Here is a 15,202-nt window from a genome sequence, read left to right as displayed (position 1 = left end):
GGCACCCCGCCGCCGCCCGTACCCGCCGGAGCCCCGCTGTCCCAGCAGCCAGCCACCCGTCCCGCCCGGCGTGCCCGCCGGGTGCTGGCGCTGGTGTGCCTGCTCGTCGTGGCCGGGCTGCCCGCCGGCTCGGCGCCGCTCGGCGACACCGGGTCGGGGACGCTGCGGGTGCTCCAGATGAACCTGTGCAACAGCGGCCGGGCCGGCTGCTACACCGGCCGGGCCGTCCGCCAGGCCGCCGACGTGATCGCCGCCGAGCGGCCCGACCTGGTCACGCTCAACGAGGTCTGCCGCGACGACGTGGACACGCTGGAGCGCGCGCTGCGGGGCGCCCGTCCCGGCGGCACCGTGGTGTCCGCGTTCCAGGCCGCCGGTGACCGTCCCAACGCCGCCCCCACCTACTGCAACAACGGCCAGCCGTACGGGATCGGGTTGGTGGCCCGCCTCGACGCGCGCGACGCGCGGCCCTCCGTGCACCGCGGCACCTACCCGGCGCAGGATTTCGCCGACCCCGAGGAGCGGGTCTGGCTCTGCCTGCGGGCCGCCGGGCTGCTGCACGCGTGCACAACGCATCTGGCGAACACCAGTGGCGACGTCGCGCTGGCCCAGTGCGCGCAACTGGTCGGCGCGGTGGTGCCGGCGATCCGCCGCGACGGCGGGTACGCGCCGACAGTGCTCGCCGGTGACCTCAACCTGCGCGTCGGCGGCACGCCGGACGTGCGATCGTGCGTGCCGGCGGGCTACCGGCGGATCGACGACGGCGCCCGGCAGCAGATGGTGACGACGAGCGACGTCACGATCTGCTGCCACCGGCCGGTGGACATGCGCGGGACGACCGACCATCCGGCGCTGCTGGCGACGGTGTCGATCGACGGCGCGACCGGGACGGACCTACGGTTTGCGGGCGAGTAGCCCGACGAACGTGTGGTAGGTGTCGGTCTGCTGCGGCGCGAGCGCGTCCGGATCCGGACGCCACTCGGCCAGCGGCACCAGCCCCGGCTCCAGCACCGTCAGCCCGTCGGCGAAGGCGAGGATCTCCTCGTCGGTACGCCAGCGGCCGGTGCCCAGCGACTCGTTGAAGACCCGCTCGACCTCGCGCGCCTTGCGGGAGCCCTCCGGGTCGCGCTCGCCGGGGTCGCGGAAGTGCGAGATCGCCACGTAGCTGCCGGACGGCATCGCGTCGATCAGTTCCGCCGCCACCGCGCGCGGATCCTCGTCGTCGCCGAGGTGGTGCAGGATCGCGAAGAGCAGCAACCCGATCGGCCGGTCGAAGTCGAGGAACCGGCGGACGTCCGGGTCGTTGAGGATCTCCTGCGGTTCCCGGACGTCGGCCTGGATCACCGTCGCGGTGCCTTCCGCGGCGAGCAGCGCCCGCCCGTGGGTCAGCACGATCGGGTCGTTGTCCACGTAGACCACCCGGGCCGCCGGGTTGTGCTCGGTGGCGACCTCGTGCACGTTGCCCTGCGTGGGCAGCCCCGAGCCGAGGTCGAGGAACTGGTCGATGCCCGCCTCGGTCACCAGGAACCGGATCACCCGGCGCAGGAACGCCCGGTTCGCCTGGCCGGCGGCCGGCCCGTCCGGCGTGATCCGCAGCGCGTGCTCGGCGACCTTCCGGTCGACCTCGAAGTTGTCCTTGCCGCCCAGGAAGTAGTCGTAGACCCGGGCGACGCTGGGAACGTTGAGGTCGATGCCGGGGGGTGCCGCCTTGTCGCGGGTCACAGGCGTCTCCATTCGATTCGGATCAGCGCCGCCCGTCCGTGGGGGGTTACGGGCGTTTTCGGGGAGTGTAGCGACCGGGCGGCCCGAATTGTGGCCCCGGTTGGTACCGCTCCCAGGCCGTCGGGCCGTCACCAGCACGTTCGCCCTGCGACACGCGGAACGCGCCGGACCCGAGCCGGTTCGCCGATGTCCGATGTGGTGTCCCCGCTGCCATACTCGGCATCGGACAGGTGGGGTCGTCGTAAGGGTGAATGCGTGCGGTTCCGGGTGCTAGGTCCGCCCGGCCTCGACCGGGACGGGCGAGGCGTGCCGCTCGGCGGGCCGAAGCAGCGGGCCCTGCTGGCCCTGTTCCTGCTGCGGCCGAACCGGTTCGTCGCCGCCGACTGGCTGGTCGAGGCACTGTGGAACGGGCGACCGCCGGCCAGCGCCCACACGACGCTGCGCACCTACGTCGCCGGACTGCGCCGGGCTGTGGAGCCCGAGCGGTCCCACCGCGAGCCGGCGCGCGTCCTGCGCAGCCGCCCCCGGGGGTACGAGCTGCGGGTGGAGGCCGAGGCCGTCGACGCGATCCGATTCGGACACCTGGTGGACCAGGCGGCGGACACGCTCGCGGCCGGGAATCCGGCGGCCGCCGAGCGGACGTACGCCGAGGCGCTGGCGCTGTGGCGTGGCGAGCCGCTCGCCGGCGTCGGCGAGCTGAACGCGGTGCGTCCGGAGGTGGCGCGGCTGGCCGAACTGCGGCTCACCGCCGAGGAGGGCCGGTTGACAGCTGCCGTCGCGGCGGGCCGGCACGCGCCGCTGCTGGCGGAACTGCGCCGCTTCGTGTCGGCGAATCCGCTGCGCGAGGGGGCCCGCGCGCAGTTGATGCTGGCGCTGTACCGGTCCGGTCGGCAGACCGAGGCGCTCGCGGCCTTCGACGAGGGACGCCGGGTCCTCGCCGCCGAGTACGGGCTCGACCCCGGTGAACAGATGCGGGCGGCGCACCGGCTGATCCTGGAACGGGCCGTACCGGCGCAGCCCGGAGCCCCGGCGGCGGCCGGCCGGCAGGTCGTGCGGACGGCCGGGGCCCGGCCGGCCCGTGCCGAACCGGGCCCGGCCGCGGGCGGCGGGTCGCCGGACCGGCGCGCGGACCCGCTCGTGGGGCGCGGCGCCGAGTTGGCGCGGCTGCGGGAGACGCTCGACGCGGCCACCGGGCGCGGCGGGCGGGTCCTGGCCCTGGTGGGGGAGGCGGGCATCGGCAAGACCAGCCTCGCCGCCGCGCTCGGCGCCCAGGCCGCCACGGACGGCGTGCCGGTCGTCCGGGGTCGCTGTCCGGACGTCGGGCAGGCGCCGCCGTTCTGGCTGTGGAACCAGGTGGTACGCGCGCTCGCGGCCATGCCGGACGTCGGCGCCACCGGCTCGGCGAGCCGCCTGGGCGGGTTCGCCGCCGGGTCGCTGCCCGGCCCGGCGGAAGAGGGCGGCCTCGACCCCACGGCGCGGTTCCAGGTGTACGAGGCGGCGTCCGACCTGGTGCACGCGGCAGCCCTGCGGCGCGGTCTGCTGGTCGTGCTGGACGACCTGCACGCCGCCGACCCGGACTCGCTGCTGTTGCTGCGGTTCCTCTCCGCCGGCCTGTCCACGTCCCGGGCGCTCGTGGTCGCCACCCTGCGGCCGTACGACCACGACCCGGCCCTGGTGGCCACAGTCGCCGAACTGGCCCGCGGGCGGGACTTCGGTCAGCTCCGGCTCGCCGGGCTGGACGCCTCCTCGGTCGCCGACCTCGTCCGGCACCGGACCGGGACGGCGCCGCCGGAGCCGGTGGTGGCCCGGCTCGTCACCCGTACCGGAGGGAACCCGTTCTTCCTCACCGAGCTGCTGCGGGCCCGGACCGACCCGGCGGCCGACGCGGAGCTGCCACCGAGCATCCGCGACACGGTACGACTGCGGATCGGCGGGCTGCCCGAGCCCGCCCGCCGCTGCCTCGACCTGCTCAGCGTGGCCGGACACGACCTGGACCTGCAGGTGATGGCGGCGGCGCTGCACACCACCGCTCCGGCGCTCGCCGAAGCGCTCGCCCCGGCGTACACGGCCGCCCTGGTCACCGAGGCGGGGCCGGGCGCCGTCACCTTCCGCCACCCGCTCATCGCCGAGGTCACCTACGCCGAGCTGGTCCCGCCGCGCCGCGCCGCGCTGCACGCCCGGCTGGCGAGCGCGTACGAGCGGACCGCCGGCGTCGCGCCGGCCGAACTGGCCCGCCACTACGGTCAGGCGATCGGCCTCGGCCACGGCGAGGACCACCTGCGGTGGTCGCTGCGCGCCGCCGACGACGCGACGCGGCGGGTCGCCTACGAGGACGCGCTCGGCCACCTCGAACGCGCCACGCGCCGGCTGGCCCCGGCCGCCCAGGTCTCGCCCGACGCGGCGTCCACCGAACTGACCGTCCAGTTGCACCGCGCGTCGCTGTTGCAGATGACTGTCGGCGTCGGCAGCGACGCCGTCGACCAGGTCTGCGCCCGTGCCCGTGAGCTGCTGACGCTCGTCGGGCCGGACACCGACCTCCGGCACGCGCTCTGGGCGCTGGGTGAGCTGGCCGCCAACCGGGCCGAGTTCGCGATCTGCGCCGACCTCGCCGGGCGCCTGGTGCGATCCGCGGACGACGGCAGCGGTCTGATTACCGTGGCCGGTGAGTACCTGCTCGGCGCGGTCGGCTACTTCACCGGCCACCAGGCCGAGGCCGAGCGGCGGCTCAGCGCCGGGATCGAACGGTTGCGTACCGTCGACCGTGCGCTGCTGCGCCGGGAGGTGGGCCGCCGTCCGGTGCTGGCCTGCCACAACTTCCGGGCGCTCGTACGGTCGATGCGCGGCGACCCGGCCGGCGCCCGGGCGGACATCGCCGACGCCGAGGCCCTCGCCGAGGAACTGGACGACCCGTACGGCCGGGCGAACGCGGCGCTCTACGCGGCCTGGCTGGCGATGCAGGAACACGACGTCGACGCGGCCGACGCCGCGGGAAGCCGGTGCCGGGACATCGGCCGGGCCACCGGCCTGCCGCACATGACGGCGACCGGCGCGTACTTCCTGGAGTGGGCCGCCGCGCTCGGCGGCGACCACGGCCGGCTCGACGCGATGCGCGCCGCCGCCGACGAGTTCTACCGTCCCGGGCTGCGGTCCACCCGGACCATCACGTGCGCCGCGATGGCTGAGGCGTACCTGGCCGCCGGCCGGCCGGAGACCGCGGCGACGCTGGCCGCGGAAGGGCTGGCCGTGGCGGACCGGTTCGGCGAGCGCGTCTTCGTCGCGGAGCTGCACCGGATCCGCGGGGCCGCGCTCCGCGACCGCGCGGAGTGGGACCTCGGCGCCCGGATCGCCGCCGACCAGGGAGCCGCGCTGCTGCTGCACCGGTTCGCGGCCTTCTGACCGGTGTGGAGGCGCACCTCCACGCCTTCTCCACACCCTTTCCACGCCGGGCTGGTGCCCTGGTCGGCGTCGGACGGCCTGAGCCGTCCGGGACCATGTTCCGAAGGGGCACCACAATGGGATCAGTTCAGTCGCCGGATCGTCAGGCGGTCCAGGAGGTCGAGGTCGCCGTCATCGGCTGCGGGCCGGTGGGCGCGCTCACCGCCAACCTGCTCGGCGCCCGCGGCGTCACCACGCTCGTCGTGGAGCGCAGCGCGGCCCCGCACGGCCAGCCGCGGGCCTTCTCCTGCGACGACGAGGCGATGCGCATCTACCAGCAGGCCGGCCTGCTCGACGAGATACGCGACTCCACGATCGCGCCGCCGCTCGTCGAGTACGTCAACGGCGCCGGCCGGGTCTTCGCCCGGATGGCGCTGTCCGAGACGGACTTCGGGTACGGGCACGCGCCGCTGCGCTTCTTCGACCAGCCGCGACTGGAACACACGTTGCGCGCCGGGCTGGACCGTTTCCCGCACGTCCAGCTCTCGCTCGGCACCGAGCTGGTCGGCCTCACCCAGGACGAGGACGGGGTCACCGTGCTGCTGTCCGACGTGGCCACCGGACAGCGGCGGACCGTCCGCGCCCGGTACGTGCTCGGCTGCGACGGCGCGCGCAGCGCCACCCGCGCCGCCGTCCGGATCCCGTTGTCCGGGGCGAGCTACGCCGAGCCGTGGCTGGCGGTCTCCGGCGACGTGCCGCCCGACGCGGTACGGGTCGGGGACACGCGGTTCGTCTGCGACTGGCGGCGTCCGGCGTTCGTGTCCCCGGGCGCGGGGGGCAGCTACCGGATGGAGTTCATGCTGCGGCCGGGGGAGACCGAGGACGAGATGCGGCGGCCCGAGACCGTCGCCGCGCTCGTCTCGCCGTACGTCGACCCGGCCCGGTTCACCGTCACCCGCGCGGTGGTCTACACCTTCCACCACCTCATCGCGCAACGGTGGCGGGAGGGACGGGTGTTCCTGCTGGGCGACGCCGCGCACCAGATGCCGCCGTTCATGGGTCAGGGCCTGTGCAGCGGACTGCGCGACGCGGCCAACCTGTCGTGGAAGCTGGCCCTGGTGCTGTCCGGCGCCGCCGGCGCCGCCGTCCTGGACACGTACGAGACCGAGCGGCGTCCGCACACTGTGGAGATGGCGCGGACGAGCGTCCGGCTGGGGCACGTCTTCCTGGCCCGCAACCGGGTCGCCGCCGCCCTGCGCGACGCCGCCCTGCGGGCCGTCCAGACGATCCCCCGGGTACGGCGGTTCGTGGAGCGCTTCGAGTTCAAGCCGGTGCCGGCGTACCGGCGGGGCCTGATGGCCGGCGGGCGGCGCGACGGCGCGGTCGGGACCATGTTCCCCCAGCCGCGGGTCCTCGTCCCGGGCGCGCCCGGGGAGCGCCTGCTCGACGAGGCCCTCGGCGACGGTTTCGCCGTGCTCGGCCGCGCCGGCGTGGACAACCCGCTCGGAGCGTGGCGGCCGGGGCTGCCGGTGCGGTTCGTCGCGGTCCACCCGTCCGGCACGCCGCTCGCCGACCTGCCGGACCCGTCCGCTGACGAGCGGCCGGACCGGGTCGACGTCGTGGACGTGGACGGCGTGCTGGACGGATGGCTCCGGCGTCACCGCGCCGGCCTGGTGGTGCTGCGCCCGGACCGTTTCGTGTTCGCCCTGGCGGCGGAGGGCGGCGTCGAGCGGGCCGGACGGGAGCTGTCGGCAGCCCTCGGCGCGCCGCCGGACGGAGCGGGCGAGCCGCTTCCGGACAGCCCGGAGGTCACGGCGGCACCGAGCCGGTGACCGACAGCCCGGTCCCGCCCGCCGTCCGCCCTCTCCTCGGTGGCGGACGGCGGGAGGCGGCCGGCGCGCCTGCCTGCCTGGGGCCGGCCGTCGCCTTTCGGACACTCCCCGGCATGTTGATGATCGCCTATGGTTGACGGTGTGGCGGACGACGTACGGGGCGCCGCACCTGACGGCGAGCCGGTAGAGGCGGTACGGCAGCTTCTGCTCGGCGAGATCCGGGACCGCAACAGCGCCGACGAGACCGGACGGCTGCTGGGGTCGCCGCCCGAGGCGCGGTTGGCCGCGACACACCAGATCCTCGCCGACCTGATGGACACGGCCGCGGACCACGAGTCCATCTACGGGGTGGGCGCCTTCCTGGACGGCTGTCAGGCGGCGCTCGCACGGTTGCGCCAGGCCGCGGATCCCCACGACCCGCCGGTGGCGGCGCTGCTGGCCTTCCTCTGCCTCAACGTCACCCTCCTCGACCGGCGCTTCGAGCCGCCCGAGCGCGCCAAGCAGGACGCCTCGGACGACTACTGCCGCGAACTGTTCCGGACCACGCCGGTGTCGGCGGCGATCCGGGCCCTCTACCGGCCGGGCGGGCGTCCGGGCGTGAGTCGGCCGATCTCCGAGATCGACCTGCGCCGGTGGCGCGAGATCGACTTCGACTCGTTGGAGTACCACCGCGCGGGGACCACCTCGTTCATCCTCAAGGCCACCACGCTCGAACCGGTTGACGAGTCCGGCCTGCATCCCGAGCTGGTACTCAAGTGCGTGCTCTTTCCGTGGAGCAAGCTGACGTCGGTGGCGCAGGCCACCGACGAGTACGCGGTCCGGTACGGCGCCGGCAACACACCGAGCGTGGTCGTGCATCCGCTCGCATCGACCGACCAGTGGGTGCTCATGCCCTACCAGGAGGGCGAGACACTGGGCGACCACCTCATCGCCTTCGAGAGTTCCGGGCCGTCGCCGGGCGCCCGGGTGGCCAAGGCCCGCCAGGTCGGGCTTCTACTCGCCGAGGCGCTGCACAAGCTGGCGCGGTCGGAGCCGGTCGACGTGAACCATCGGGAACGACAGCACCTGGACCTGTCGCCCGGGAACATCATCCTGTCCGACGGCCGGGTCCACTTCATCGATCTCGGTGTCAACCACCTGTACAGCCGCCAGGTCGGCATCGCCGAGCACGACGACGCCGTCTACATCGCGCCCGAGGTGAAGAACCGCGGCCAGTCTGAGGTGGCCGACGTCTACTCGTTGGGAATCATCCTCATCCAGGTGATGGTCGGCAGCGCCGCGCGCGACGGGCGCGTGCCGGACCGCGTCTACGCGATAAGTCCCACCATCGCCCGGATGCTCGACGACTTCATCGAGGAGCAGCCGAAGGACCGGTTGCTGCTCCTGCCGGACCGGCCGTTCCGGTTCGACGACCTGCACCGGCTGATGGTTCTCACCTTCGACCTGGCGGCGCAGGAGTCGGAGACCAGCCGGTCGGCACTGCGACGCTGGGTCGCCCGGCTCGCGCCCGCCTCCCGGGAGGTCCGGACGCAGTACAGACAGTTCCGGGTGGCCCGGGCGGCGAAGGTCACGCACGACACGTACCTGATGGGGTTCGCGCTTGTCGCCACCGCCTGCTGGTGGTTCATCTGCGCCAAGACGGCCCTGTGGAAGGTCGACGACGTGCTGACCTTCTCGGCCAAGCCGCTGCCTCCGGCCGACCTGAGAGCGGCCGTGATCATCGGGTTCGGCCAGGCGCTGGTCGGGGCGAAGTACTACCAGAGCGTGCTGGCGCGGCTCACCGCGCGGCACATTCCCGGCGCCCTGGCCCGCTGCACGGAGGTCGCGGTGCGGGCGATGTGCGTCGTCGCGTTGCCGACCGTGCTGCTGTCGGTGTTCTGGAAACCCGCCCTGTGGGCGTGGGGCTGCGCGGCCGGGGCGGTGGCTGTCTCCGTCACGAATCTCCTGCTCCTGCTGCTCAGCCGGCGGATCCTGCGGGCCGGGGAGGCCAGCGGACTGTCGACAGTGCCGCCCGCCGGCGACGGGGTGGCGCGGGGCTTCGAACAGTGGTGGTGGTCCATGCTGCTGTACGCGGCGGTCATCTGCGTCATCGCGGCCGGTCTGCAGGTCGGCTTCCTGCACGACCGCGACGCGTACGTCTTCGGTCTGGTCGTGATCAGCGTCGGCATCCACTACCTGTCCAAGTTCGTCACCGCCGGGTACGAGGTGCGTGGGGGACTGTCGCGCGCGCTGTCGGTGGGGGAGCGGCTGTCCGTCCTGCACCGGGCCGATCCGTCCCGGGTCCGGAACTGGCCGCCCCGGCTCGTCGCGCCCCGACAACCCGCCGACCCGGCGATCGGGTGACGACCCGCGCCGGGCCGGCGGAGCGCCGGGTACCGCGTCACACCACGTCGGACACCCGCGTCAGGTTGGTGCGCTGCCAGTCGTGGTCGCCGAGCGAGCGGGACAGCAACTGGATGTTGCCGTTCGCCGCCGTGTAGGTGATCTGGAGGCGGCCGCCGCCGAGCCACACCGACAGCAGGGTCGAGCCGACCGGCGGCATGCCGTCGATCTGCACCCGCTCGGGCTGCCACGTGTCGCCGTCGCCGGTCAGCTTCCACAGCCCGCCGTCGAAGTCGGCGAAGACCAGCAGCCAGCCGTCGGGTGCGCCGTCCACGCCGGGCAGCCGCTGCACCGCCGACGCGCGGCACTCCGGCAGGCCCAGTTCGGCGGTCAGCGACCGCGTGTGCCAGGCGCCGTCGTCGCCCACGGCGTACATCCGGATGTCCTGCCGGTGGTCGAGGCCGAACACCCGGTGCCGCTCGCCGGCGCGGTGTTCGCCCCACACCGGCATCATGGTCAGCGGTAGCGGGTTCTCCGCCTGGGTGGCCCAGGTCAGCGACATCTGCCCCCAGCCGTTCGGGCCCTCCCACAGCATCCGCAGGTGCTCCTCGGCGTCCCGGTAGACGATCACGTCGAGGGCGGTGACGCCGTCGACGTACCCGTAGGGCGCGCCGTCGGCCGCGACCGCGCCCTCCACCGACACGTCCTGCCAGACCCAGCCCTGCCCGGGCGCCTGGGACAGCCGGATCGTCCGGCCGTCCGTCGCGCTGTAGACGACCCGCTGGGTGTCGCCGTTGCGGTAGGCGTGCGGGCCGTACCGCACGGCGGGCGGGCCGCCGCTGTCCTGCGTCAGGTCACCCCACCACCACTGGCCCTGGTCGTACCAGATCTGGTAGACGTGGCCGCCGTCGCCGGCATAGACGTACGACGGCACGCCGTCGTGGGCGAAGAACGGCGACGGCGCGCTGCCCCTTGCCATCCGGGGCGCCCCCACCTCGTCCGTGAGCCGGGTCCACGTCCACCCGTCGCTCGTCGGATAGTGCACCACCAGGTGCCGCTCGCAGTCGGAGTAGGTGACGTGGTCCACGTCCGGCAGCACCCGCAGGCCGACGCCGTCGGTGAACGGCAGCCGCCCGTACATGGCGAACAGGCCGTTGCGGTCGTCGGACTTGGGCACCCGGTACCAGCTCGCGTTGCGGTGCATCACGTTGCTGCTCTTGCCGTGGTTGAGCCCGAACGCGTGGCCGATCTCGTGCGTGGCGACGTGCCGGAAGTCCGGTCCGTAGAGGTCGACGTCGAAGTACCCGTGCGCGTCCCAGCCGATCTCGCGGTTGAAGATGACCGGCAGCTGGCCGCCCGCGTCCGGCCAGCCGGGAGCCGCCCCCCACTTGGTAACCGCGTAGACGGTCCGGAACCAGCCGGTGTCGTGGAAGACCGGGTCGTCGCCGACGGAGAAGACGATGTCCGCCTCGGCCGGGTCGAAGACCCGGGTGAACTCGAACGGCCCGGTCCAGTTCTCGCCCAGCACCTCGCGCCACACGTCGAACGACACCTTGATCAGGTCGTGCTTCAGCTCCTCGGTGAAGTCGTCCCGGGCGTGCGGCATCGTCATGTCGCCGAGGTGGTAGGTCAGGTTCGTGTGCCGGAAGTGGTGTCCCTCCAGGACGAAACTCGCCGATGTCGTCCGGTCCGGGTTGCCGCAGCCGGGCGCGGTCAGGTGGGCGGCGGTGACAGCGTCCGGCCGTCCGGTCACCGGCAGCTCGTGGAACGTCTGGTACGCCCGGATCGCCGCGCCGAGCCCGGCGGCCGGGGCGAAGCCCGCCTCGGTGAGCAGCGTGGCGACCGCGTCCAGGGGCAGGTCCGCGACGTCCGGGCGGATCAGCGACACGGTGCCGTCCACGACGTCGCCGATGTACGCGGTGCCGTTCGCGGTGACCGCCACCGCGTACGGGGCGTGGCCGGTGGTGATCGGGTCGAGCGTGCGCGGCGCGTACGGGTTGGCGGTGTCGACGAGCTGGACGCCCTTGTCGGTGGCCAGCCAGGCCCGGGACAGTCCCGGCACGGCCGCGAGGTCGCGGACGCCGGCCGCGCTCCTTACCGCGCCGAGCCGCTGGCCGGTGTCCGGGTCGTGCACGCCGAACAGCGGGTGCACAGTGCCGCCGCCGAGCGAGCCGACGTAGATCATCCCGTCGTGCGCGATCGCCACGCCGCCCGGCTGAAGATGCGCGGGCTCGATCGGCGCCACGGTGAGCGTCCCGTCCGGGCGCAGCACCGCGAGCGCGTCGTCGGCCGGGACGAGGCCCTTGACGTACAGCGTCGCGTAGACGGTGCCGTCCGGGGCCACCGCGAGCCGGATCGGCGCCGACGGCAGCGGCACCGTGTGCCGCTGCGTGGTGTCGGCCAGCTCGATGACGTGCAGTCGCTTGTGCGCCCAGTCGGCGGTGTACAGCAGGTCGGCCGCCGGGTCCACGGCGATCGCGATCAGCCCGAAGCCGATCGGGATGTCGGTGACGGTCCCGGTGGCCAGGTCGCACCGGGAGACGCTGTAGCTCTGCACCCCCCGGTTCATCACGTACGCCTGCCCGCGTCCGTGGTGCCAGGCCACCGCGCGCGGCTCGTGGCCGACCGGCAGGGACGGGCGGACCGGGGCGAGGGTACGGGGGTCGAGCACGTGCAGCCGGCCGGCGCCGGATGCGGGGTAGTGGGTGACGAGCAGCGCCGTGCCGGTGTCCGTGACGGCGTGCACCGAGCCGGGGTCCCCGGCGGTGCCGAGGGCGACCTGGAGCTGTGGCGGGGGTGTGGGGGCGGGTGTGGTCATGACGTCCTCCAGTGGACGTGAGTACTTCGTGACCCACCGTAGAGCTATGCCTCTGACCTGCGGATTCTTCGTCGTTGATCCGGCAGCGCCGACCTGCGGGCCCTTGCCGAGATCCCTTCACGAGCGTAGGAAGAACACCACCGTCCGATGTCGAAGGAGACGCGCGTGCCCACCCCCAGACGGCTCCGTCTCGCCATGTCCGCGCTGGTGACCGCATCGGCAGTGCTGCTCGGCTCCGGCGCCGCCGCGGCGCCGTCCGCGCCTCCCGCCCCGGCCGGGCAGCGGTCCTGCGACCCGATCGACCCGGCGGCCTGCCTGCTGCCGTTCCCCAACGACTACTTCACAGTGCCGGACCGCAGCACGCCGACCGGCAAGCGGGTGCGGTTCGCGGCCTCCGCGATGCCGGCGAACGTGCTCGGCGTCCCGATCGACCCGGCGGAGTGGAACCGGCAGGACGGGTTCAGCCCCGGCTCGCCGATCCTGGCGCGCGTACCCGGTCTCGACGCCACGCGTACCCGGATCGCGCCGGTCACCGACGTGGGCCGCTCGCTGGCGCCGGACGCGCCGATCGTGCTGCTCGACGCCCGCACCGGGCGGCGTACGCCGTACTGGGCCGAGCTGGACGCGCACGCCGCCGGCAGCCCGGACCGGCAGGTGCTGATCATCCGGCCGGCGGTGGCGCTGACCGAGGGCGCCCGGTACGTCGTCGGCCTGCGCGGCATGCGCGACGGCGACGGCGCGCTGATCCCGGCCCCGAAGGCGTTCCGCGCGTACGTGACCGGCGCCGGCCTGGACCGGCGGGACCCCCGCGCGCCGCAGATGAAGCGGATCCTCGCCGACCTGAGCCGGGCCGGCGTCGAGCGGCACAGCCTCTACCTGGCCTGGGACTTCACAGTGGCGAGCCGACACGGCCTGACCGGGCGGATGCTGGCGGTCCGGGACAGCGCGTTCGCCGCGCTCGGCCGCCGCGCCCCCTCGTTCACCGTCACCCAGGTCACCGACTACGCGCCCGAGCAGGACCCGCTGATCGCCCGGCAGGTGACCGGCACCGTCGCCGTACCGTCCTATCTGACCGGCGACGGCGGTCCCGGCTCCCGGCTGCACTACGGGCCGCCCGGCGGCGACGGCACGCCGCCGACGCCGAACGCGCTGCCCACACCGTCCGGCACGACGGTGGCCGCCGACTTCGTCTGCAACATCCCGCGCAGCGCGTCCGCCGCGAAACCGGCCCACCTGTCGCTCTACGGCCACGGGCTGCTCGGCCGGCCGACCGAGATCAACGCCGGCAACGTCAAGACCATGTCGCAGACGTACGACTTCAGCTTCTGCGCGACGAGTTGGATCGGCATGGCGGCAGCCGACGTCCCGTATGTCGCAGGCGCCTTCACCGACCTCAGCGCCTTCCCCGCGGTGGCCGACCGGTTGCAGCAGAGCTTCCTGAACTTCCTCTTCCTGGGCCGGACGATGATCCACCGCAACGGGTTCGCCGCCCACCCGGCGTTCCGCGACGCCGCCGGGCTGCCGTTGATCAACGTGGCCGGCGGGCTGCACTACGACGGCAACAGCCAGGGCGGCATCAACGGCGGCGCGCTGACCGCCATCGCCCAGGACTGGACCCGCTCGGTGCTCGGCGTGCCCGCGATGAACTACTCCACGCTGTTGCAACGCAGCGTCGACTTCGCCCCGTTCCAGACGGTCATGGACGGCTACTACCCGGACAAGATCGACCAGCAGCTCATCCTCGCGTTGCTGCAGATGCTCTGGGACCGGTCCGAGGCCAACGGGTACGCCCAGCACATGACCGACCGCCCGCTGCCGCGTACCCCGGCGCACCGGGTGCTGATGCACGTGGCCTTCGCCGACCAGCAGGTCTCCACCGCGGCGGCGGAGGTGCAGGCCCGCACCATCGGCGCCCGCCTGCACACCCCGGCGCTCGCCGACGGCTGGTCGCCGGACGTGCGGCCGTTCTGGGGCATCGCGCCGATCCGCAGGTACCCGTACGCCGGCTCGGCCATCGTGGTCTGGAACAGCGGTGCGGCGTACGCGCCACCGCCGACGAACCTCGCCCCGGCCGGACCGGAGTACGGCGAGGACTCGCACGAGTTCCCGCGCGCGCAGCCCGGCGCGCAGCGGCAGAAGGCGGTGTTCCTGCTCACCGGCAAGGTGATCGACGTCTGCCCGGGCCGGCCCTGCCCATGACTCCTGCACACGACGCGAACCCGGTGATCCCGACGGCCGGCGATCGCCGGTGAACCCTTGCCCTGGACCGGAAGTGGTCTTACCTTACATCGATGATCCTCAGTGACGGGTCGTCCCGGGACGTCGGCCACGGCGCTCCGCCGCCCGGGGACCTCGGCGGCATCGCCTATCTGCGCGGACTGTCGAGACGAGGGCTGATCACCGGCGCCGCGCTGGCCGCGTCCGGGGTGTCGGCCGCCTTCGCCCTGCTGCCCGGCTCCGCCCGCGCCGCCGGCGGCTACCAGCGGCCGTGCGGACGCGTCCGCATCTCCAGCTCCTGGCAGGACCACCGGAACCGGACGCCGCCCTCGGCCGAGCCGGGCACCGACTACGCGGTCGGCACCGGCACTCCCGTCATGGCGGCGGCGAACGGCACGATCCGTCTCGTGAAGGCCGACACCTCCACGGCGACCGGGCGCGTCGTGGGGATGGCCCACGACGACGGCAACTACACCCGGCACCTGCACCTGTCCGCGATCGCCGTCTCACCCGGTCAGCGTGTGTCGCGCGGCCAGACGATCGCGTACTCCGGCTCCTCGGCCAACGGCAGCGAGTACGGCGTCGGACCGCACGTGCACACCAGCCTCTGGCTGAACACCGCCAGCCCGACGGATTTCCGCGCGACAGTCGATTTCGAGAGCTGGGCCGGAGACGTCGCCAACCCGAACCCGCCCGACCAGGAGGCAGACGACGTGTTCATCGCGAACGTGAAGGGCAACTGGTATCTCGTGGTTCCCCAGGGCACCGGCAAGCCGCGGGCGGTGGTCCTCGGTGGTGACAGCAACGCCGCCGCCTCCGGCATCCCCGTCCTGAACTTCACCTGGGACCCGTCGATCAGCGCGCTCCGGGCCGCGGTCGACGGCATCGGCTGATCCGACCGCGGACCCGTTCGCGTGGG

General features: G+C 73.8%; 8 protein-coding genes. 6 read left to right on the top strand and 2 right to left on the bottom strand.

Annotation, left to right across the window (positions count from 1 at the left end; genetic code table 11):
* Positions 1-81 precede the first annotated feature (81 nt).
* Entirely contained in the window at positions 82-912 is an 831-nt protein-coding gene (locus FHU28_RS23165; RefSeq protein ID WP_184686571.1) for an endonuclease/exonuclease/phosphatase family protein, read from the top strand.
* On the opposite strand, the gene FHU28_RS23160 is transcribed toward FHU28_RS23165, so the two are convergent.
* Positions 892-1,719 carry an SAM-dependent methyltransferase gene (locus FHU28_RS23160; protein ID WP_184686570.1) on the bottom strand — a complete coding sequence of 276 codons (828 nt, stop codon included), beginning with the start codon at positions 1,717-1,719 and terminating at the stop codon, positions 892-894. The two genes, FHU28_RS23165 and FHU28_RS23160, sit on opposite strands and share 21 nt — an antisense overlap.
* A gap of 255 nt (positions 1,720-1,974) precedes the next feature.
* Between FHU28_RS23160 and FHU28_RS23155 the strand changes: the two genes are divergently transcribed.
* The 3 genes from FHU28_RS23155 to FHU28_RS23145 all read left to right on the top strand — a co-directional run bounded on the left by FHU28_RS23155 (position 1,975) and on the right by FHU28_RS23145 (position 9,269).
* Positions 1,975-5,115, top strand: coding sequence for an ATP-binding protein (locus FHU28_RS23155; protein WP_184686569.1), 3,141 nt, complete (start codon positions 1,975-1,977; stop codon positions 5,113-5,115).
* 116 nt (positions 5,116-5,231) lie between these two features.
* Positions 5,232-6,926: a bifunctional 3-(3-hydroxy-phenyl)propionate/3-hydroxycinnamic acid hydroxylase gene (locus tag FHU28_RS23150; RefSeq protein WP_260413080.1), complete on the top strand. Its 1,695-nt coding sequence runs from the start codon at positions 5,232-5,234 to the stop codon at positions 6,924-6,926.
* 141 nt (positions 6,927-7,067) lie between these two features.
* On the top strand, positions 7,068-9,269 hold the full coding sequence (locus FHU28_RS23145) for a protein kinase domain-containing protein (protein WP_184686567.1): 2,202 nt from the start codon (positions 7,068-7,070) through the stop codon (positions 9,267-9,269).
* Positions 9,270-9,306: 37 nt separating this feature from the next.
* Here the strand turns inward: FHU28_RS23145 and FHU28_RS23140 are convergent, their stop codons facing one another.
* Complete coding sequence (locus tag FHU28_RS23140) at positions 9,307-12,066, bottom strand: matrixin family metalloprotease (protein ID WP_184686566.1); 2,760 nt, start codon at positions 12,064-12,066, stop codon at positions 9,307-9,309.
* A gap of 165 nt (positions 12,067-12,231) precedes the next feature.
* Between FHU28_RS23140 and FHU28_RS23135 the strand changes: the two genes are divergently transcribed.
* The gene (locus FHU28_RS23135; protein WP_184686565.1) at positions 12,232-14,265 is read left to right on the top strand and encodes a hypothetical protein; all 2,034 of its coding nucleotides are present in this window, start codon (positions 12,232-12,234) and stop codon (positions 14,263-14,265) included.
* A 92-nt stretch (positions 14,266-14,357) separates the two neighbouring features.
* A complete protein-coding gene (locus FHU28_RS23130; RefSeq protein ID WP_184686564.1) occupies positions 14,358-15,176 on the top strand; it encodes a M23 family metallopeptidase in 819 nt (272 codons plus the stop codon).
* The last annotated feature ends 26 nt before the right edge of the window (positions 15,177-15,202 follow it).

It is taken from the genome of Micromonospora echinospora, from assembly GCF_014203425.1.
GTDB classification, from domain to species: domain Bacteria; phylum Actinomycetota; class Actinomycetes; order Mycobacteriales; family Micromonosporaceae; genus Micromonospora; species Micromonospora echinospora_A.
The sequence above is the reverse complement of the archived record's forward strand: the minus strand, read 5'-3'. Positions and strand labels throughout refer to the sequence as shown.